General features: G+C 68.9%; 16 protein-coding genes and 1 pseudogene. 5 read left to right on the forward strand and 12 right to left on the reverse strand.

Going from position 1 to position 19,924, the window contains the following annotated elements:
- Positions 1 to 11: 11 nt before the first annotated feature.
- Positions 12 to 344 (reverse strand): hypothetical protein, encoded by a 333-nt coding sequence (locus AB0O48_RS20045; RefSeq protein WP_357252332.1) that lies wholly within the window; start codon positions 342 to 344, stop codon positions 12 to 14.
- A gap of 77 nt (positions 345 to 421) precedes the next feature.
- Here AB0O48_RS20045 and AB0O48_RS20050 point away from each other — a divergent pair, with 77 nt between their 5' ends.
- Positions 422 to 1,600, forward strand: coding sequence for an epoxide hydrolase family protein (locus AB0O48_RS20050; RefSeq protein WP_365067442.1), 1,179 nt, complete (start codon positions 422 to 424; stop codon positions 1,598 to 1,600).
- A gap of 235 nt (positions 1,601 to 1,835) precedes the next feature.
- On the opposite strand, the gene AB0O48_RS20055 is transcribed toward AB0O48_RS20050, so the two are convergent.
- Entirely contained in the window at positions 1,836 to 4,544 is a 2,709-nt protein-coding gene (locus AB0O48_RS20055) for an RICIN domain-containing protein (protein WP_365067444.1), read from the reverse strand.
- A 562-nt stretch (positions 4,545 to 5,106) separates the two neighbouring features.
- On the opposite strand from AB0O48_RS20055, the gene AB0O48_RS20060 reads away from it, so the two are divergent.
- The gene (locus tag AB0O48_RS20060) at positions 5,107 to 6,237 is read left to right on the forward strand and encodes a LacI family DNA-binding transcriptional regulator (RefSeq protein WP_365067447.1); all 1,131 of its coding nucleotides are present in this window, start codon (positions 5,107 to 5,109) and stop codon (positions 6,235 to 6,237) included.
- Between the two features lie 19 nt (positions 6,238 to 6,256).
- On the opposite strand, the gene AB0O48_RS20065 is transcribed toward AB0O48_RS20060, so the two are convergent.
- A complete protein-coding gene (locus tag AB0O48_RS20065; RefSeq protein WP_365067450.1) occupies positions 6,257 to 6,406 on the reverse strand; it encodes a hypothetical protein in 150 nt (49 codons plus the stop codon).
- A 72-nt stretch (positions 6,407 to 6,478) separates the two neighbouring features.
- A complete protein-coding gene (locus tag AB0O48_RS20070) occupies positions 6,479 to 6,892 on the reverse strand; it encodes a DUF6220 domain-containing protein (RefSeq protein ID WP_357252344.1) in 414 nt (137 codons plus the stop codon).
- A 76-nt stretch (positions 6,893 to 6,968) separates the two neighbouring features.
- Between AB0O48_RS20070 and AB0O48_RS20075 the strand changes: the two genes are divergently transcribed.
- Entirely contained in the window at positions 6,969 to 7,274 is a 306-nt protein-coding gene (locus AB0O48_RS20075) for a hypothetical protein (RefSeq protein ID WP_357571286.1), read from the forward strand.
- Between the two features lie 437 nt (positions 7,275 to 7,711).
- Positions 7,712 to 7,831 (forward strand): annotated as a pseudogene (locus AB0O48_RS20080) (CGNR zinc finger domain-containing protein); the annotation flags it as partial.
- A gap of 99 nt (positions 7,832 to 7,930) precedes the next feature.
- Here AB0O48_RS20080 and AB0O48_RS20085 read toward each other — a convergent pair.
- The 4 genes from AB0O48_RS20085 to AB0O48_RS20100 form a co-directional block, all read right to left on the reverse strand.
- Complete coding sequence (locus AB0O48_RS20085; protein ID WP_357252350.1) at positions 7,931 to 9,157, reverse strand: 3-deoxy-7-phosphoheptulonate synthase; 1,227 nt, start codon at positions 9,155 to 9,157, stop codon at positions 7,931 to 7,933.
- 313 nt (positions 9,158 to 9,470) lie between these two features.
- On the reverse strand, positions 9,471 to 10,109 hold the full coding sequence (locus AB0O48_RS20090; protein WP_357252353.1) for an isochorismatase family protein: 639 nt from the start codon (positions 10,107 to 10,109) through the stop codon (positions 9,471 to 9,473).
- Positions 10,110 to 10,139: 30 nt separating this feature from the next.
- Positions 10,140 to 10,925 carry a 2,3-dihydro-2,3-dihydroxybenzoate dehydrogenase gene (locus AB0O48_RS20095; protein WP_357571289.1) on the reverse strand — a complete coding sequence of 262 codons (786 nt, stop codon included), beginning with the start codon at positions 10,923 to 10,925 and terminating at the stop codon, positions 10,140 to 10,142.
- Positions 10,925 to 12,199, reverse strand: coding sequence for an FAD-dependent monooxygenase (locus tag AB0O48_RS20100; RefSeq protein WP_365067457.1), 1,275 nt, complete (start codon positions 12,197 to 12,199; stop codon positions 10,925 to 10,927). Before AB0O48_RS20100 ends, AB0O48_RS20095 begins: the two co-directional genes overlap by 1 nt.
- 478 nt (positions 12,200 to 12,677) lie before the next feature.
- Here AB0O48_RS20100 and AB0O48_RS20105 point away from each other — a divergent pair, with 478 nt between their 5' ends.
- A complete protein-coding gene (locus tag AB0O48_RS20105) occupies positions 12,678 to 14,657 on the forward strand; it encodes an anthranilate synthase family protein (protein ID WP_357252362.1) in 1,980 nt (659 codons plus the stop codon).
- A 153-nt stretch (positions 14,658 to 14,810) separates the two neighbouring features.
- Here the strand turns inward: AB0O48_RS20105 and AB0O48_RS20110 are convergent, their stop codons facing one another.
- From AB0O48_RS20110 to AB0O48_RS20125, 4 genes are all read right to left on the reverse strand, one after another.
- Positions 14,811 to 16,796, reverse strand: a complete 1,986-nt coding sequence (locus AB0O48_RS20110) for a multicopper oxidase domain-containing protein (RefSeq protein WP_357571291.1) — start codon at positions 16,794 to 16,796, stop codon at positions 14,811 to 14,813.
- On the reverse strand, positions 16,793 to 17,233 hold the full coding sequence (locus AB0O48_RS20115; RefSeq protein WP_357252369.1) for a DUF6220 domain-containing protein: 441 nt from the start codon (positions 17,231 to 17,233) through the stop codon (positions 16,793 to 16,795). The genes AB0O48_RS20110 and AB0O48_RS20115 overlap by 4 nt, the downstream gene beginning before the upstream one ends.
- A gap of 311 nt (positions 17,234 to 17,544) precedes the next feature.
- A complete protein-coding gene (locus AB0O48_RS20120) occupies positions 17,545 to 18,207 on the reverse strand; it encodes a response regulator transcription factor (protein WP_357252372.1) in 663 nt (220 codons plus the stop codon).
- Positions 18,204 to 19,412: a histidine kinase gene (locus AB0O48_RS20125; RefSeq protein WP_365067462.1), complete on the reverse strand. Its 1,209-nt coding sequence runs from the start codon at positions 19,410 to 19,412 to the stop codon at positions 18,204 to 18,206. The genes AB0O48_RS20120 and AB0O48_RS20125 overlap by 4 nt, the downstream gene beginning before the upstream one ends.
- Positions 19,413 to 19,924: the final 512 nt, after the last annotated feature.

Raw genomic sequence — 19,924 nt, forward strand, 5'->3', positions numbered from 1 at the left:
GTCACTCCCCGTCAACCCTGACTCTTCAGCAGCCGGTCGATGATAGCTCGCAACTGCTCGCTGACCTGGTCGGCGAGGGAGACCTGCTCGTCTCTCCACTTCGGATCGGCCATCGCCATATCGGCCACGCGGCGAGATTGCGGCGACTTGTTGACGCTGTCCGACAGCCACTGAAGCCCGGCATATTGACGATCCGTTCCGGCGAGACGATGTGGTCGGGCGAGGCCGTGGAGTCGCCGTCGGCGTTCGTCCCAATGACCTTCGACCGGGGGTACGCCGGGTCTGGCGCACCGACGACCGGTCTCCACCACCAGAAGCTTGTCGACGTACGCGGAGGTTGTCATGATCCGTCCATGACAACAACTCATGGCACGGATGGCGGTGCCGTCACCGTCCGTAGCGCGGCGAGGCGGTGCGGCTCATGATTCCCTCGTCGCAGGACCCGACGAGTGTCGAGCCGTTCCGGGTGCACGCCAGCCCTGAGGAGTTGGAGGACCTTCGCGCGCGCCTGCGGGCGACGCGCTGGCCGGACGCGCCGGAGGACGCTGGGTGGTCGCTGGGCACAGACATCACCTATCTGCGCGAACTCGTCGACTACTGGGCGGAGGAGTTCGACTGGCCGGCGCAGGAGACCGCTCTCGCGCGCCTGCCGCGCTTTCGCACGCGGATCCGGGACATGGGCGTCTCGTTCATTCGTGCGCGTGCCGTCGCGCCAATTGGGCCGGTGCTGCCGCTGGTCCTCTGCCATGGATGGCCGGACTCGTCGTGGCGCTACGAGAAGGTGGTGCCCCTGCTCACCGACCCCGGGGCGCACGGCGCGGACCCGGCCGACGCCTTCGACGTGGTCGTGCCGGACATGCCGGGCTTCGGGCACTCGGACCGTCCTGCGGGAGGACCCCTCGACTCGATCGCGGTCGCCGACCTGTGGGCCGAGCTGATGACCGCGCTCGGTCACGCGAGTTTCGGTGCCGTGGGAGGGGACATCGGCAGCTCAGTGAGCCGCTATCTCGCCCTGAACCATCCCGAGCGAGTCGTTGCCGTGCATCGCATGGAGGCCAGCCTCCCGGTTCTCACCGCCGTTGACCTCGCCCCGGAGGAGCGGGCCTGGCTCGACGCCGCCGCCGCGTGGAAGGCCAGCGAAGGCGCGTACGCCGCGATGCACCGCACCAAGCCGCAGACCGCCGCTGTGGGGCTGACCGACTCACCCGCCGGACTGGCCGCCTGGATCGTCGAGAAGCTGCGGTCGTGGAGCGACTGTCACGGCGATATCGAGCGGAGCTTCACCAGGGACGAGATCCTCACCCTGCTCACGCGCTACTGGCTGACCGGAACGATCGGCTCGTCGATGCGCATGTACGTCGCCAACGCCGCGATCCCGCCGGAACAACACGCCCGCAGGGTCGATGTACCGTCCGGCTTCGCGCTCTTCCCCGGCGACACGCTCCACCCGCCGCGGGCCTGGCTCGAGCGCACGGCCAACGTCGTGCGCATCACCGAGTTCGACCGGGGTGGCCACTTCGCGCCCTTCGAGGAGCCCGAGCTGTACGCGCAGGAGCTGCGCGAATTTTTCTGGCCCTACCGTTCGGTCGGCCGGACCTGACCAGGCCCGCGTGGGCTACCACCGACCGTCCGTGCACTCAGCCGCGACGCCCGGGCCTGGCTCACGTACAGGTAGCGAGCGGACCGGGGCCCGCGTCTGTTCGGATCGGTAGCTCGTGTCCCACAGTGATTGGATCGCGGCCGACTCGGGGGCACAAACCGTGCCCCCGAGTCGGCGCGACAGTCGGCGGCCCGTTCTACCGGCGGCCGAACTTGACACTCACCTCTGCTACTGGTCAGGCGGGCACGAACTGCCACTGCTGGTTGGTCCCGCCGTTGGCGGTCCACTGCACGACCTGCGCCCCGTCGCTGGTCGAGGCACCGGAGACGTCGGCTGCCAGTCCGCTGCCGCGGGCGACGATGGTGTAGTAGCCGTTACCGGTGGGCCGCAGGTACCACGACTGGTTGGTGCCGCCGTTGGCCGACCACTGCTGTAGTTGTAGGCCGGCCGTGGTGCTGCCGGCGTTGACGTCGAGCATCTTTCCGGAGGCGGTGTAGCGCAGGGTGTAGGCGTCCTGGGTGGTGCTGATCGTCCAGGTGGGGGTGCCGCTCTGCTGGACGGCCTTGGCGCCGTCGGCGGTGGAGTTCCCGGCGATGGCGAGGGGTTTGCCGCTGTTGCGGTTGACGATGCGGTAGGTGCCCGCTGCGGGCCCGGTTCCGCCGCTTCCGCCGAGGGTGAAGTACTCGACCGAGTCGGTGAAGGTGGTGCTGCCGGCCTTCGTGGTCGACAGCTGTAGGTACACGCGGCTGCCGGTGGCGGGGGCGGTGAAGGACACCGGTTGGGTCACCCGCGTGCCGAGTGGGATGGTCAGGTTGCTGCTTCCGGACGCGACGACCGCGCCGGTCGGGCTGTCGAGCCGGGCGGTCCAGGCCAAGGTCACCGAGGTGTTGGTGAGGTCGTCGTTGAACACGGTGATGTTGCGGGTCACCGTGGCGCCGCGGGCGTAGCTGGGCACCGCCTGCGGCAGCGGGAAGGTGCCGTTCGCATCCGAATTGCCGGAGGCGGACCAGTACGGGAGGTCGATCGCGGCCACCGGGTTGAACGCCGCCTGCACCCGCTGGATCTGCGGGTTGCTCCACGGGTCGGGCAGGTTGTCCACGCCGTAGATGGGGTGACCGCCCTCCTCCGGGGTGAAGTCGGTGGACCGCACGCCGGGCACCACGCTGGCCCAGGCGGACAGCAGGGTGTACGGACGCAGGTCGGTGGCGCCCTTGCCGCGCTTGGCAGCAGTCGCGGTGGCGAACCACTCGAAGCCCTGCTTGTTGTTGCATGCCGGCCAGATGAACTCGCCCTCGCCGTCGGGCCGCCCGTTGACGGTGACCAGGCCCTCCCCGTACCTGCCGAAGCCGTCGACGTAGTGCGGGATAACCGCGAAGTTGGCGTACGTCATCCCGGGATACAGGCTGACATTGTTGCCGACGCCCACCTCGACAATGATCGGCCGGGTGCCGTCGGCGCCGTTCATCGCCGCGTACAGGTCCTTCTCGAACTGTTCGGAATCCTGGCCGCTCTGGTTCGGCTCGTTGTTCTGACTCCAGCGGATGATCGCGGGGTGATTGCGGTCGCGCAGGACCAGCGCACGGGCGTGGTTGATCATGTTGTCGCGCCCGACGGAGTTCTGCCACTCCTGCGAGGATTGGGAGCCGCGAATCGCGACCTCGTCGATGATCATCAGGCCCATCTCGTCGGCGACATCCAACATGTACGGGCTTCCGGGCTCCTGGTGGATGCGCACCACGTTGTAGTTCAGCCGCTGGTAGTTGTCCACCGCCTGCGGCCAGCCGCCGTTGCCGGACGACGGGGGCAGGAAGCCGGGCAGGGTGTGGTACGCGTCGCCCTTGCCGCCGTTGTTGATCCGGTCATAGTCGGCACCCTGGAGGTTGTCGCCGCGGAAGTTCACGCGCACGCCGTTGAGGTAGTAGTAGTCACCGTTCTGGGTGGCCTCCCGGAACCCGAACCGGTACTCGGCGTCGCTCGTCCGGCCGTCGTCGGTGACGGCATGCACCGCCAGCCCGTGCAGCTGCGCCCGGTACCCGGACCGGTACGGCACGTTGGGCCACCAGTACGAGGTGCTGTCGAGGTTCCACGCGACCGGCCCGACGGTCACGGTCGCGGTCGAGCGGGCCGCCACGGTGACCGTACGGCTGGGCAGTGCCGGGTAGCTGAAAGCCGTTCCGTTGCTGGACGACAGCGACCCGGTCAACGTCACCGACCGGGAACTGCCCGACGTGTTCCGCACCGTCACGTCGTAGGTCAGCGTCTTGTTCGCCACCGACGTACGCACGAATGTGTCGCTGACGTACACCGCCGGGTACACCCGCAGGAACGCGGACCCGAAGATTCCCTGCGGGACAGCCTCGGACCACGTGGCGGCGTCGGGCACCAGGTACCGGCCGTTGGATGCCTTCAACGCGCCGCGGCCCTTCACGTTCACCGTGATCGTGTGGGTGGTGCCGGGTGCCGCGTATGCGCTGATGTCGAAGTTCGACGGGGTGAACGCCGTCGTCTGGGTCGCCACCACTCGGCCGTCGACGGAGAGCGTCGCCTGGTGGTTGACGGCGCCGAACTCGATCCAGGTCGACTGCGGCTGCCCCGAGTCCGGCACGGTGATGCTGCGCGAGTACACCGCCTCGTTCACGGTGGTGAAGCCCTGCTTGTACCAGCCGCCGCCGGGTACCGCGATCGTGGTCGCCCCCCGACCCGCGGGCGTGAAGTTCCACGTCCCGGCCAGGTCGACCGAGGTGAGCGCGGCGTTGCCGGCCGCCACACCGTCAAGTCCGGCGGCCGCGACACTCTGCGTCGCGACCGGCGCGGCCAGGGCCGACCCGGGGGTCGCCAGGGTCAGACCACCCAGCGTCAGAGGCAGGGCGAGGGCCACGGTCGCGGCCAGCCCTCTGGCCAACGCCGACAATCGGCCACCCCAGTGGACGTTCGTACGATGCACGGTTACCTCCTGTGACTCACCCGACAGCTCCGCAACACCGGTTCGGAGCACAGCCTCAGGGCCGAGACTCGAATCGATTCGACAAATCTGCCGGCGTCGCCGACCACCCGGGAAGGGTGGCTGCGGCCCAGATACATAGGTATGTATTTAATGGGCGTATCGCGCGTGAAGTCAAGGTTTCAAGGCGGTTACTTCCTGCTCCTGGCGCCTCACGAGCTTCGAGTGGCCGCCGATAATACGGCCCTTCCGGAGTGCTGGGCATCGCGCTCAGGCACTCCGTGTCGCCGGCCCGCCGACGCGGTACCGATCGAATAGCGAACCGATTCGCCCCTGCGGTCCCGGCTGCGTGACGCGCTGAAGACGTGGACAGCACTGTGGCCCTCGGTGAAGTCGGCGGGCGGCCCGGCCTGACTTGTTCGCTTCGAAAATGGAGTTAGGGTGCTGGTAAGTAACGCGCTTCGCCCACGTTACGAGCGGGTTGCGGGCTCGTGACGGCGAGTGTCTGACTGCGTAGACATGACTGCGCAATCATACAGGACGATGGCTGGCGATGGGAGGTGCCGTGACGCGACTGGCGAGGCCGGGTGGAAGCCCTCCGACGCCGCGCAGCGTGGACGTCGCGCGGCTGGCCGGCGTCTCCCAGAAGACGGTGTCCAGGGTCCTCAACGACGAGCCGTATGTCTCGGCCGACGTGCGCCGGCGGGTCCTGGACGCCGCCGAGGAACTCGGCTACCGGCGCAACCAGGCGGCCCGGGCGTTGGCCTCCGGGCGGACCCGGTCGATCGGCGTGGTGACGCTCGGCAGCGCCTTGTACGGGCCGGCGTCGTGGCTCATGGGCATCGAGCGGGCGGTTCGGGAGGTGGGCTACACGCTGCGGGTGGTCACCACGATCGAGGGCGACCCGGGCGGCATCGCGAGCGCCCTGGCGTCGCTGCTGGACCAGGGCGTGGACGGCGTCATCATCTCCGAGCCGATCGACGAGGGCGTCGGCCTCATCAGCGTCGACGTGCCGGTCCTGGTTCTCGGCGCGCCGCCCACCTTCACCGCGCCGCAGGTGGTGACCGCCAGGGTCGGCGCGGGCCGGCTCGCGCGGGCCGCGACCGAGCACCTGCTGGAGCTGGGGCACGCGACCGTCCATCACCTGGCCGGCCCGCAGCGGTGGTATTCGGCACGGGATCGTCTCGCCGGCTGGCGCGAGGCGCTGCGAGCCCACGGCGCGGACGAGCCGCCTGTCGTCGAGGGCGACTGGTCGGCCGCGTCCGGCTACGCGGCGGGCCGGGAACTGGCCGGCGACGGCACCGTGACCGCGGTGTTCGCCGCGAACGACGACATGGCGATCGGGCTCATCCGCGCGCAGCTCGAGGCCGGGCGCCGGGTGCCCGAGGACATCAGCGTCGTCGGGTTCGACGACATCCCGGTCGCCGCCTACGTCACTCCCCCGCTCACCACCATGCGGCAGCCGTTCGACGAGGTCACGCGGCAGGGCCTCGCGCTGCTGGTGCAGACCATCGAGAAGCCGGACGTCGAGCTTCCACCGGCAGCCGACCAACCGGTCGAGCTCGTCGTCCGCGCCTCGACGGCGCCACCACCGCCCCGGCCGATCCCGGGACGTGGCCGCCGAGCGATCCCCCATGCCCACGGTGGCCCGCACGGTCAGCCCGCCGACAGCGGAGTCTCATCCACCCAGCCCTGATCAGCGTCGATCCGTCCACCTACGGCGGCGTCACCCGAGACCCGCACCGGCCCACCACCAGCCCTCGCCCGGCCAGCACCGCCATCGGCACCGCCCTCGCCGCCGTCAGCACCAGCGCTGCGGCGAGCAGCACAAGTGCGGGCCTGGCGCGCCGCAGCGCCGCGGTCACGCCTGCGGCCCAACCACGCGACGGCGCCCAGCAGCGTGCAGGCGTGGTCCGGGACAATCAACGCGGCTGTGGTTATGACGCCGTTCGGCTGAGCTCGGCGCGCCGCCACGCGATCTGGAGCGACCGCTGCGCGACCCAGACGGTCACGCCGAAGATCGCCAGCGCGTTCATCCCGTGCAGGCCGAAGACGATGTGCCCCGCCTCAGCCTCCCCAAAGGACTTGGCGAGCGCCCGGATCATCCCCTGGACGAGCGTCAGCCCGGCGATCAGCGCCACCATGCCGATGAGCCGTCCGGGCATCCGGGCGAGCGCGGCGACGACCAGGCACACCACAGCGAACACGAAGATCGCGATCCCGAGCACGCGGTGGGGCATGAAGGCCTCCTCGTCGGACACGTGCATGAACGCGCCGCTGGCGGCTAGGTAGAACACCGCGACCTCGGCGAGTAGCAGCACCGACGTCAGGCCCGCGAGGAGCTTTTTCATGTCGCTGAGCGTAAGCCGATTGCGTCATCGGCGCAGGCCCGTCGGGTCTGATCATGATAAAGGAGGAGGTTCCCCTTTGGACCGGACACCCAAGGCCCTGTCTCATCGGCGGTCGACGCCATTCATTGATCGCGACGATGTGGAGGCTGGCCTGGTAGCGGACGACGAACTTGTCGTACCGGGTCGCGAACGCGCGGTGGCGTTTCAGGCGGTTGATGTGGCACTCCGCAGCGTGGCGCTGCTTGCAGTTCTCGGAGTCGAGGTTGGTGGTCTGCCGCCCTTCGACCTCTTCTTCGCCGGTTCGCGGCCCGGTCGCCTGAGCTTCAACCACTTTGATGGAGCGGTGGTTACCTGCTGCCGATTGGTGCAGGGGTGGTGGTAAGTGGCTCGGTCAGGCTGGTCGGTTGGCGGTGCCAGGCGGTCTCGTATTCGTCGGGGCGGAGGTCGCCCAGTTCCTTTTGGATGCGGCGGGTGTTGTACCAGCCGCAATGGCAACAGAGGACGCCCGTACCAACCAATGGCCGTCGAGCCTGGGAATCGAGATCGGCGCCTTGTTGAAGGTCGCGGCCGCTGTTGACCTCTGTATCAACGTTGAGGGCTGGACTGGTTCTCGGCGTGGGCGCAGCGGCCGCGGTCGTCGACGAGAATGATGGGCCGGTAGATCGCCGGCGGGCTGAGCCTTGATTGGTCGCAGGTCGAGAGCCTTGCGCGAGGCGCAGGATCATCACGACGTGGCGTTGGTCGAGCAGGCACAGTGAGCCGCCGCTGTGGCCGTGATGGAGTCGGACCAGGACGGACTCGCCCGCTGGACACTGCCCGGCCGTCGAACGCGGATGGCCCCTCCTCGACCGGTGGGGCCGGCGTCGCTCGTGCAACATGGCGAGTTGCGGTAACCGGGCCGAGGTACGGGCCGATGCCGCCCGCCAGCAGCCGGGCTGACCAACCGTCACTCCACACCAGGCTACGGTCGCGGCGTTCCGCTCGCGGCGAAGGACCGGTGCGTACGGGTTCTTTCCAGGGATGCGGGTACCGGCCCGGTCAGCAACGACCCATCGCCGTTCCCTTGGCCCATGCCTCGATGAGTTCGGTGGCCTGGCCGGGGTTGAGCCGCGGATCGCACAGTGAGGTGTAGTGACGCTGCAGTTGGTCCTCGTTCTCTACGGATCCACCGATACATTCGGTCACATCGTCCGCCGCGACCTCGATGTGGAGACCGGCGGCGTGCTGCCCGTTCTGCCCCATGATGTCACGAAAGCGCAGCGCCTCGGTGATCACGTCGGTGAGGTGGCGTGTCTTCAGGCCGTTCGAGGCTTTCACGGTGTTGCCGTGCATGGGGTCGCTCAACCAGACCACCGGGTGTCCCGCATTCACCACACGGCGGACTATGGATGGCAGGGCCTCCTGGATCCGGTCCCGACCCATCCGGGGTATCAGGACGAGGCGGCCCGGCTCGCGCCGCGGGTCGAGCGCCTCGCACACCTGCAGGACATCATCGGGGTCGGCGTCCGGTCCGATCTTGCATCCCACCGGATTGACGACGGAGGAGAGCATGGCGACATGGGCCGCAGCCGGCTCGCGGGTCCGCTCACCCACCCAGGGCAGGTGGGTCGAACCCAGGTACAGGTCGTCGGTGTCCGGGGCGCTGCGGACCAGCCGGGACTCGTAGTCGACCACCAGCGCCTCGTGGCTCGACCACGGGCCCTCCGCCGTCGCCGTACGTCCGTTTCCCTGACGGTAGCTCCGCATCACCCGCTGTACCGCGTCGCTGGCCTCGTAGGCCCAGACCATGCGCCGCGGGTCGGCTCTGCGGGTCCTCGACCCGGCGATGTCCGAATTGATCATGTGCCCTCGAAAGGAGGGGATGCGCAGCGCGTCGTGCCACTCCATGGCCTGCGATCGGGGCTTGGCGAACTGTCCGGCCATCCGGCCGACACGGATGACACTCTGACCGGTGAGCTCACCGAGCCTGTCCCCCAGCCGGTCGATGATTTCGAGTTTGCCTGAGGTGTGCCGGGGCGTGCACTCGTAGAAGCTCTCGGCGCAGTCGCCGACCTGCAGCAGAAGAGTGCCGGTGGGGGCCAGTGTCGACAGCGACTCCCGCAGCTGCCAAATCTCCTCGGTCGTCACCAGGGGTGGCGATGAGGAAAGCGAATGACAGACCTCGTGGTACGCGGGGTGGTCCTGCCAGTCCGGTTGTTGAGCCGCCGGCATGCCCTGCCACGGACCGAGTGGGGCGAAGTCCGCCGTAGAGCTGGGTTGCTGCATCTGTCCTCCACACAAGAGATCAGCGAGACGGGCCTGCGGGAGCCGCGGCAGGCCGCGAGCCGATCGCCAGACGAGCCCGGCGACGGCCCGGTCGCGCCGGCGCTAACCTCCCGGTCGAGGGGTGTGCGCGGATAGCGTGGCCCAGCCGCCGGTGTGTGCGCATCACGTCTTTGCGTTGCCAAGAGCGGCATTGAATGGGCTGGGGATCCACATCCGGGAGAGCGGGTATGGCGCGTTCGCGTCATCGAGTCGCCTGGTGACCACACCCACGGCGAGGATCCACAACACCACCGACAACCCCGCGAACCGGGCGCTAGCTCTCCAGCGCGGCCAGCACGTGCGCCGTGGTCAGCGGTACCGCGCAACGATCCGCCGCGTACCGAAGCGCCATGAGATGGTCGTCGAGCGACAGGTCGGCCAACGCATCCGACACGAGGAACGGCTGGATGTCGCGGCTGAACGCGTCGCTGGCGGTAATGAGGCACCCCATGTGCGCGTAGACGCCACAGACGATGATCTGATCCCGGCCCGACCCCCGCAGTCGCTCCTCCAGGTCGCTGCGGAAGAACGCGCTGTAGCGCCACTTGGTCAGCACCGTGTCGCCCGGCTCCGGGGCGACGTCGTCGGCGATGCCACGATCGGCCTCCGCGCTGCTCATGCCGGGACCCCAGAGGTCGTGCAGCAGCCCGCGGTCGCGACGGCTCATCCCACCCGGCTGTGCCGTGTACAGCACCGGCACCCGGGCCGCGCGGGCCGCCGCGAGCAGCTTCATGACATTGGCGAGCAGGTCGGTGAGCGGGGACTGCCCGGCTGGGAACGGGCGTAGGAAGTAGCGCTGCATGTCGTGCACCAGCACGGCGGCCCGGTCCGGATCCGGGCGCCAGGGCATCGCCGCACTCGGCAGATCGCTGTCACCGGGCATGGGGTACGCCGCGATCGGGGTCATGACCATGGTTCGTCTCCTATTCGGCATCCGACGACGTCACACGTGCAGGGCCGCGCCGCCGTCCACGTACAGGTCGTGCATCGTGACGTGACCGGCCTGGTCCGACACGAGATACGCGACCGCTTCGGCCACGTCCCGCGGCTGGGCCAGCTTTCGAAGCGGAATACCGACGCGGTACGCGGCCGGCGAGCCCTCGACCACCTGCCGCGGATCACCGGCCTCGCCGAGCATCGCGCGCAGCATGGGTGTGTCGGTCGAGCCCGGCGAGACGACGTTGCACCGGATGCCGTAGTCGGAGAGTTCCAGCCCCAGACATCGGGTGAACTGGGCCGACGCGGCCTTCGAGGCGGCGTACGCGGCCATCTCCGTGCGCGGCACGCCGGCGGCGTTGGATGCGATCGTCACGATCGCACCCCGTCGGCGGCCGATCATTCGGCGGGCCACCGCCCGGGACAGGTGGAACACCCCGCCCGCGTTGATCGAGAAGGTCTCGCTCCACTGCTGGTCCGACAGCTCGACCACCCGGCCGGTGTGCAGGACGCCGGCCGCGTTGACCAGGACGCCGATGGGCCCGAGCTCGTCCTCGACGCGCCCCACGAGCGCATCCACGGCCTCGCTGTCGCGCACGTCGACGAGGTAGCCGCGGACCGAATCACCCTCCGCCTCGATCTTGGTCAAAACGGTGTCGAGCGCCTCGGCGTTGCGGTCGACGGCCGCGACGTGCGCCCCCGCGCCTGCCAGGAGGCCCGCCACGGCGGCACCGATGCCCTGCGCCGCCCCGGTGACCAGTGCGACCGTCGACTCGATTCCGGTCAGTTCCATCATGCGCTCCCGCTGGTCGTAGTTGCCTGCTCGGCGTCGTACCCGAAGAGCCATTCATGCCGGTCCAGACCGGATGCGGTCTGGGCGGAGGTGTCGCGGCGATGCCGCGCTTGCCCGTTGACGAGGTGGAATGTCTCCGCGTTGGCACGGGACTGTTGCTGGATCCGCGTCGTCCGGGGAAGGCGGATACCTTCGTAGCGGCGCAAGGCCGCGCTCAGGTCGCCCGGGCGCGCGTCGGCCAGACACGCCGCGAGCACCACGGCATCCTCGATCGCCTGGTTCGCGCCCTGCGCCTGGATCGGTGCCATCGGATGCGCGGCGTCGCCGATGACGGCCACCCGTCCCGAACTGAGCCGCTCGATGCTCTCCCGATCGTGCAGCGCCGACCTGGTGATTGTCTCCGCCGCGTCGATCACCCGTGTCACGTCCGGATGCCAGCCCGCGTACGCCGCGGCGAGCGGGGCGACGTCGCCCCGCGCCGACCACGACTCCTCTCGCCTGTCCGAGGCGGACATGGTCGCCTCGAAGCTCACCTGCCGACCCGACGACACCGGGTAGCACACGAGGTGTTGGTCCGGTCCGAGCCACGACTGCACCCGGATCTCGGTGAGCAGAAAGCGCACCCGCTCGACCGGCACCAGTCCCCGGTAGAGCGTCTGCCCGGAGGGGCGCGGCCGATCGGCCACGATCTGCTCACGTGCGATCGAATGAATGCCGTCGGCCCCCACGACCAGGTCCGCCGTGACCGTCGGACCGTCGGACAGGTGCAGCCGCGCCTCGTCGGCGCTCTGCGTCACGGCGGCGAGGCGGGCGCCGAGGTGCACCCGGTCAGGCGGCACGACGGAGAGCAGGCTGGTAAGCAGGTCCGCGCGGCGCATGGTGTAGTAAGGCGCGCCGAAGCGGCTGCGGCACAGACTGCCCAGCGGGGTGCGTTGCAGCCGCCTGCCGTCGTCCCAGCGGCGCATCTCGATCGCCTGCGGCACGACCGCAACGCCGCGCAGGCGATCGCGCAGGCCGAGCTGATGCAGCAACCGGGTGGCATTGGGCGCCACCTGCACTCCCGCACCCACCTCGGTCAGGTGCTCCGCCTGCTCGTAGACGTGGCAGTCGATCCCGGCCCGGCGAAGGGCGGCGGCCAGGGCAAGGCCGGCGATTCCGGCCCCGGCCACAGCCACCCGCATCTGAGGCATGTCGTTCCCGTCAGTAGTAGAGGAGCGCTTGTCCCAGTCCTCGTCGTGCCTGAACAGGCTGCACGGCTTGACCACCTCAGGCATGCTCGTCAGCGCCTCACGTGGGATCAGGGTCCCTGGCGTCTGGGTCGTCCACCGCTACTGATCCAGCTCCCGGGACGGACCCGCAGTACCGACGTCGGCCGCCAGCCCCAGCAGGTCACCGGCCCTCCGGCCGCCCGCCCAGACGACCGCGGACGACCCACGCCAGGGCGCCGCGGCGATACGCGGGCGGCATGACGAACGCGCTCGAGAGTCCGCGCAGAAGCACCGCCGCTTTTTTGGACCAGCACATTCACAGCCATGTTCACCGCCCTCGTTGAGCCGGCAATGTCGTCGACAGTAATGGCGATGCATTTGCCCGACCACTACCCGCTCGAGTAGTGGTGCCGCATTCATCTGTTCACGCCATACCGGCCGCACGTTACCGGGAATACGGGATCGTGGCGTCACGTCATGTGCTACGCCTTTCGCCGCCGCAGTATCGAGAGGGGTGATCTGATCTCATGCGAAGGGGAGCAATATGGACGGGACGCATTCGAGCATGGCCGGACCCCCGGATGTTCTGGCCGGCCTCGGCGAGGACGGGCGCGCCTTCGCCCTGCTGTATCGGCCCGACCCGGCCAAGGACGCGCGCGTGGAGGTCCTGACCGGCGACGTCCACGACGTGGGCAGCCTCGCCGAGCTGCCCCTACCCGGCGACCCGGCGAGTGGCGCCCGGCACGACCTGCTTGTGGCGGTCCCGTACCGGCAGGTCACCGAACGCGGGTTCGACTGCCACGACGACCATGCGCCCCTGCTTGCCATGCGGATCCACGAGCAAGCCGAACTCAGCCTCGATCAGGCCCTGGCCGGCCTGCCCGAGCAGAAGGTACGCGTGTCCGACGCCGGATTCGACGCCAGCGACGAGGACTACGCGGCGATCGTCAAGCGCGTGGTGGGTGATGAGATCGGACAGGGCGCCGGATCCAACTTCGTCATCAGGCGATCCTTCGCCGCGCGGCTGGACGACTGTTCGGCCCGCACGGAGCTGGCGATCTTTCGGCGGCTGCTGACCGGGGAGCTGGGTTCGTACTGGACGTTCCTGTTCCACACCGGCGCGGGGACATTCATCGGCGCATCACCGGAGCGGCACGTCAGCATGGCAGACGGCACCATCTCGATGAACCCCATCAGCGGGACCTACCGGCACCCCTCGACCGGGCCGGACATTTCCGGTTTACTGCAGTTTCTGAATGACCCGAAAGAGGCCAACGAACTGTATATGGTCGTCGACGAAGAACTGAAGATGATGGCGCGTATGTGCACCTCCGGCGGTCGGGTGCACGGCCCGTTTCTCAAAGAGATGGCACGTCTCACTCACTCTGAGTATATCTTGACCGGTCAGAGCGACCTCGACGTACGCGACGTGCTGCGGGAGACCCTGCTCGCGCCGACCGTCACCGGCAGTCCGCTCGAGAACGCCTTCCGGGTCATCACCCGACATGAGACGACCGGGCGCGGATACTACGGCGGCGTTCTCGCACTGATTGGCCGTGACGCGATGGGCAGCCGCACGCTCGACTCAGCGATCATGATCCGCACCGCCGAGGTCGGCAACAACGGCAAGCTGCGCCTGGGCGTCGGCGCCACCCTGGTCCGTGACTCCAAGCCCGAGTCCGAGATCGCCGAGACGCAGGCCAAGGCCGCGGGCATGCTCGAAGCGCTCGGCCTCACGCTCGACGGCGACGGCGCCGCGGGCGAGCCCGCTGTCACGGGGGCGCACCCGTCGCCGTCCACCCATCCCCGGGTCCGGCTGGCGTTGCAGAGCCGCAACTCCACGCTGTCGCGATTCTGGCTCGACGGGGCACACCGGACGAGCCCGGAACCGGAGTTGGACGGTCGGCGCGTCCTGGTCGTCGACAACGAGGACACCTTCATGGGAATGCTCGGCCATCAGCTGCGATCCCTCGGCCTCCGGACCACGATCACCCGATACGACAGTCCGCTGCAACTGGAGGGCTACGACCTCGTCATCGTCGGTCCCGGCCCCGGCGACCCCAGCGACATGACAGACCCGCGCATGAACACGCTCCGCACGCTCACCCGTGAACTGCTCGCCGGCGCGGTCCCGTTCCTGTCCATCTGCCTGGGCCACCAGGTCCTCGCCGCCGAGCTGGGCTTCGACCTCGTACGGCGCACGGTGCCCAACCAGGGCGTCCAGATGCGCGTTGACCTGTTTGGCCGGTCCGAACTCGTGGGCTTCTACAACACCTACACCGCCCGTTCCGCACACGGCGTCATCTCACGAGGGCAGGGCAAGACCGTGCAGGTGAGCCGAACCCCGGAGACGGGCGAGGTGCACGCCCTGCGCGGCCCGGGATTCCGATCCGTGCAGTTCCATCTCGAATCCATCCTCACCCAGCACGGCCCGCAGATCCTCAGCGACCTACTCGTCTCGCTACTCAAGGAAGCGCAGAGCGCCGCCGCCGCTGATACACGTGTCGGCGCGCGTCAGCACTAGGCGGTCATGCGGTGCCCCGGCCGGTCCGGCAACGCCGGGCGATGCGTCCGGCAGCCACCGCACAGGGGGCAGCTCGCCCTCGTCACTGAAGGTGTCAGGCTGCCCTCGGTGTCGGTCACGCGAGGACAGCCCGCCAACCCTCGGGCCGGCACGTCAGTGAGCGTGGCCGCCGCCTGCGAAGGGAGTACTCACACCGTCGTAGACGAGCCGCAGCATCATGCCCTGCTCCTGATGCGGCAGGTTGTGGCAGTGGTTCATCCACACACCCGGGTTGTTGGCGCGGAACGCCACCTCCCAGACCTCTCCCGGCCGCACATCGAAGGTGTCCACCCAGAGTGGGCTCCCGGAGGAACGCTCCCCGTCCCTGGAGAGAACCAGCACGGAATGGCCGTGCAGGTGCCAAGGGTGAGTCTCGAGGCTCCGGTTGACCACCGTGAAGCGGACGACGTCCCCCTCGGCGACGACCTGGTCGGGGACCGAAGGATGCCCGCGACCGTCGACGGTCTGGGCGAAGGCCGGGCGGCCGTCGACCATGGCCAGAGAGCGGTCCAGGACGAGCGTGAAATGCCGATCGGCGTTGTCGGTGTCGAACGGTACGACCGCGGGCTCGCCGTAGTGCAGCAAGTCGAGCTCGGGCCAGTCGGAGGTCTCCGGCCGGGCCGGATCGTTCCCGGCGTAGCCGGTCGGGCGCAGCAGCAAGCCCTTGGCGTGGCCGTTGTCGACCACGAGTGCCACCGGCGTCTCCGGCATGGTCAGGACCGCGTCGTACCGCCCACCGGCGGGTATGCGGAGCCCGACCTCACGCACCTCGCCCGGCCGGTTGAGATCGCGGCCGTCAACTGCCACCACCCGGAACGGCGTGTCGGTCAGCGCGAACCAGTGCGGATCCGAGTCGGTGTTGATCATTCGCAGTCGCACCAGCGCGCCCGGACGGGCGGTGTGGACGGTGCGATCGGCCTGGTCCCCGATAACCGCGACGTCGTCGAAGGTGTGCACGGGCAGCGTCAGGTCCAGCTCTTCCGCCGGCTGCCTCTCTCGCGGACTCACAACGAGGGTCCCGTACAGCCCCTTGCGCACTCCGGGGTGCGATACCTGGTGCGTGTGATACCAGTACGTTCCCACCTGATCGGCCTGGAACCGGTAGACGAACTCGCCGCCCGGTTTCACCGCGTGCTGTGTGGCGCCCGGCGCACCGTCCTCGCCGCACGGCACGTCGTACCCGTGCCAATGCACGGTGACACCGTCGTCGATGTCGGTGTTGCGAAGCGTCACCTCGATGAGATCACCTTCGGTCGCGGTGATCGCCGTGCCGGGCAGCCGGCCATCGTAGGTCCACGCGTGGACCTCACCTCCCGACGCGAGGCTCACGTTGGCGGTCCTGGCGGTGAGTGTGTGCTGCCGGGTGGCGCCGCCCGGCATCGGGACGCGGGGCCCTCGCAGATCAGCCACCGAGACCGTCGCGGTGGACCCGGAGGCAGGTGCTGGGCCTCCCCCGGTGACCACGGCCTCGGGATCCCGGAACAGCAGACCGACACCGGTGGCCCCTGATCCGACCGCGACCGCCCCGCCGGCCACGCCGAGGAACCTGCGGCGGGAGAGCTCCGTGGGACGTCGCGATCCCGGCACTTGGCCGCTGTCCGGGGAACTGGCGTCGGTCTGCTCTCCGGTCGGTGTCGTGATCACCCGCATGGTCAGGAGTGCGCCCGCGCAGACCAACGAGACGGCGATCAGCGCGGTGCTCCAGGTGAGGGGAAAGCCCGCGAAGAACGTCACCATCAGGCCGGCCAGCGCGGCGTATCCCGCCGTGAACAGCGCGACGAGGCCGCCGGCGGGCAGGCCCTCGCCGGGGGTCCGGCGCGCCGTACGCAACCAGGGTCCGGTGAGAAGCACGGCGGCCAGTCCCGCGACGCCCAGCATGGGAAGGCTCAGCAGCACCTTCTCCTGCACGAACCACCAGCCCCGGTCGGACAGCGCCGCCACGGTGGCCACCCGGGCGAGCGTCACCAGGACCGCTCCGACGAGCAGGCCGAACGCGAGCCGATAGCGCCGGAGGGCCGCCGTGACACCGGCCGCGAGCCAGGAGGCGACACCCAGCAGCGCTACGGCGTAGTCGAAAAGGATCCAGTGGAGCGTACTCATGATACCGATCGCGCCGAGCCAGCAGCCGTGGTGGCGGGCGTCGTCGCCTTACGGCCTCCCACCTTCTGCAGGATCGTGTGGAGCACGGCCATCATGATCAGCCCGTTGACCGCGTGCAGGCCGAACACGAGCTGTCCGGCGGTCGTAGTGCTTCCCGAGTCCCCGAATGCCTTCGAGATGACCACGATCACGGGCTGCAGGATGGCGAGGCCGGCGACCAGGGCGGTGAGGCCGATGATCTGGCCGGGCATCCGTCCCACCGCGGCGACCACCGCCAACACCACGGCGAGGAAAACCGTGCCCATGCCCAGCAAGCGGTGGGGCCGGAATGCCTCGTCATTGGGCGCGCTGTTGAACGCACCGTTGCCGGCCAGGAAGAACAGCACGAAAATCGCGAACATTAACAACGCCGCCAGCCCGACGAACGCTTTACGCATGGGAGTCCCTTCAGGTGGGTTGAGCCGCAGGGGTGTTCGGGTCTGTGTTGCCGGTCAGGCGGTGCGGCGGGAGCGGGCGACAGCCGGCACGCCGACGACCAAACCGGCCAACCCCATCGAGGATCCCTTCGGCTGCCGAACAGAGGTACCTGCGTCAGCGTAGGCACCGAAGGGGTCACTGGTCGTCATGCGGAAGGAGCGAATTGATCTACTGCCGGGGCGGTACGCACCCGGCGCACTGCTGCATTCGCAGCAGCCACATACCACCGTCGCAGCATCGCGACCCGACTTGCATTCGGCCTCCCGACCGGTCAGCGGTGCAGGGGACTCACCAGGCCGGATTCGTAGGCGAAGACCACGAGCTGGGCGCGGTCGCGAGCCCGGAGCTTCGTCATGGCCCGATTGACATGGGTCTTCGCGGTCAGTGGGCTGATCACCATGTGGTCGGCGATCTCATCGTTGGACAGGCCCCGCGCCGCCAGGACGACGGCCTCGCGTTCGCGGTTGGTCAGCTCCTCCATCCCCGGGCTGACCTCCGCGCCGGGCGGCTGTGCGACGTACCGGCCGATCAGCATTCTGGTGATCGACGGTGCGAGCAGGGCGTCACCCCGCGCGGCGACGCGAACGGCGTGCAGGAGGTCGTCCGGCACGATGTCCTTGACCAGGAACCCGGCGGCACCGCTGCGCAGCGCATTGAAGACGTATTCATCCGAGCCGTAGTTGGTCAGAATGACCACTCGCACCCCGGCCAGGTCCGGGTCCGCGACGATCTGCTTGGTCGCCTCGATGCCGTCCATGACCGGCATCTGGATGTCGATCAGGGCGAGGTCGGGCAGGTACTCCCTGGCGAGGGCCAGCCCCTCCCTGCCGTTGGCGCCCTCGGCCACCACCTCGATGTCGTCTTCGGCGTCGAGAAGCGCGCGGAAGCCGCTGCGAAGGAGCGGCTGGTCGTCGACCAACAGGACACGGATCATGAAATTCGCGCCACCGGCAGTTCAGCCTGGACGGTGAATCCGCCCTCGGTACGCGGTTCCGCGCGCAGGCTGCCACCCAGGGCAGTGACGCGTTCGCGCATCCCCAGCAGCCCGACTCCGTGCACCGGGGCAGAGCTGGGCTTGGCCGTTCCGTCGTCATCGATCCGGATGGCGATGGCGTCTGGAAGGTAGTCGATCCGGATCGACGCGTTTGCAGCGGCGGCGTGGCGGGCGGTGTTGGTGAGCGACTCCTGGACGATCCGGTAGACGGTCCGGTCCACCGCGTCCGGCACGTCCTGCCGTTCTCCTTCGATCGTCAGCGTCGTGCTCAGGCCGATCCCATGGGCCCCCGCCAGCAGTTCCGGAAGGTGGTCGAGACCATGTGACGGCGACTTACTGACGTCGCGCAGCGTCTCCAGGGTCGCCCGCAGCTCCCGGGTAGCCTCACGGCCGGCCTCCTGGATGGCCAGCAGGGACTCCGATACCTGTTCGCCACGCTTGCGGGCCAGGTGGACCGCGACTTCGGCCTGCACCTTGATGATCGAGATCTGGTGGGTGAGCGAATCGTGCAGCTCCCGTGCGATGTGCAGCCGTTCCTGGGTCGCGCGCAGCCGCGCGGTTTCCTCGCGGGTGTGCTCGGCCTCGTCTGCCCGCCGCTCGGCCTGCCGCAGCGCCTCACCCGCGGCAGCCGCAGCGATCAGCCAGGCCAATTCGAGGACACCGCGGGCCTGTGCGATCGGTTCCTTCGCAGCACCCTCGGGGGAGGTCATGATCGCGAGCGGAAGAACGGTCATCACCACCACGCTCACCACCAGCGTGTCGATCCGGTGCCCAGACCGTACGGCGGCGTACACCGCGATCAGGTACGCGACGGCGGGCACCGCGAAACCGATTGCGTTGTAGCCCACCACGCACAGCCCCGTGAAAATCAGGACGGGAATCGGAGCCCGGTTGATGGCCGCCAGCGCCAGGCCGCTCGTCACCACGAGCGCGTAGCCGAGCAGTTTGAGGCCCGTGGTGGAGTGTTCCCCCGCCAACGCGGTGATCAGCAGCGCTGCCGCCACGCCAACCGCGATGATCCAACTCTTGATCCGGTTCCAGACATCGGAGAGTCCAGTCCTCATGAGCGCACTGTAGCCGAGCACGCCGGCTTCGCGTCGCCGCAAACCGCGCCGCTGCCGCCGGGCGGCAAGTGACGTGTCCATCGTGGACAGGCGCAGGCCTGTTGCCGCCGCCGACCGTCGCGTGTGGTTGTGGTCCGTACGACGATCAGCCGCCGCGTGACGACTGGCCGCACGGGTCGCGCCGCCCTACGGGGCATCGATCCCCTGGTCAGGTGGCGCCTCCGTCCGGGCCGGCACGCGCGATGACCCCGGTCCTCGCGGTCCACGGTCCTCCGGCGCCGCCGCGGGCACCCCGCTCATCCCGCTGTGGTGGCTTCGCGGGTCCACCACGAAGAGCGGGATCAGCTGGCACAGGACTCTCGACAATCCTATTTTCCCTGATCAGAACGCATTTCCTCGTTTCGGTCCACTCCTTGGACAGCCCCGTGACGAAGGGCCGAGACCAGACGGCGTGGACGACTCCGAAGTCGATGCCGCGGCCTTCCACGAAGCGGCGTTCGTGGACATCCGAGAGCAGAGTCCCGATGGGATGGTCCGTCTTCGGGTGAGGCCATTTGACAATGCAAGGCAAAGGGATCTCGGCCATCCGGAAG

The organism is Micromonospora sp. NPDC085948, from assembly GCF_040686315.1.
Taxonomy (GTDB): Bacteria; Actinomycetota; Actinomycetes; order Mycobacteriales; family Micromonosporaceae; genus Micromonospora.